This is a genomic window from Nocardiopsis alkaliphila YIM 80379 (assembly GCF_000341005.1).
Classification (GTDB): domain Bacteria; phylum Actinomycetota; class Actinomycetes; order Streptosporangiales; family Streptosporangiaceae; genus Nocardiopsis; species Nocardiopsis alkaliphila.
In genome coordinates this window covers 1-515 of sequence record NZ_ANBD01000212.1, presented here as the reverse complement: position 1 = coordinate 515, position 515 = coordinate 1, and the positions used below count along the sequence as shown (strand labels likewise).

The window sequence follows — 515 nt, the reverse complement described above, 5'->3', positions numbered from 1 at the left end:
GGCAAGGACAGGCTCGACGAACGCCTCGCCCGCGCCAAGGAGGGCAAGCGTTCCAAGGGCCAGGCCGCCATGAAGACCTTCGAGACCACCCGCCCCACCGTGGGCGCGATGGCCGTGGGCGCCGCCCGCGCCGCCTATGAGTACGCTCGCGACTACTCCACCCAGCGTGAGCAGTTCGGCAGGCCCATCGGCGACAACCAGGGCGTGGCCTTCCTGCTCGCCGAGATGGCCACCAGGATCGACGCCGCCCGCCTGCTGGTCTGGCGCGCCGCCTGGATGGCCCGCAACGGCAAGGACTTCGACAACGCCGAGGGCTCCATGAGCAAGCTCTACGCCTCCGAGACCGCCACCTTCGTCACCCAGAACGCACTGCGCATCCTGGGCGGCAACGGCTACACCCGCGAATACCCCGTGGAACGCTGGCACCGCGACGCCACCATCTTCACCATCTTCGAGGGCGCCAGCGAGATCCAAAAGCTCATCATCGGCCGCACCATCACCGGCCTGCCCATCCG

General features: G+C 68.7%; 1 protein-coding gene. It reads left to right on the top strand.

The features are described from left to right. Nucleotides 1-515 (top strand): acyl-CoA dehydrogenase family protein (locus D472_RS0124395; protein WP_017607038.1); only part of this gene is annotated, 515 nt, incomplete at both ends.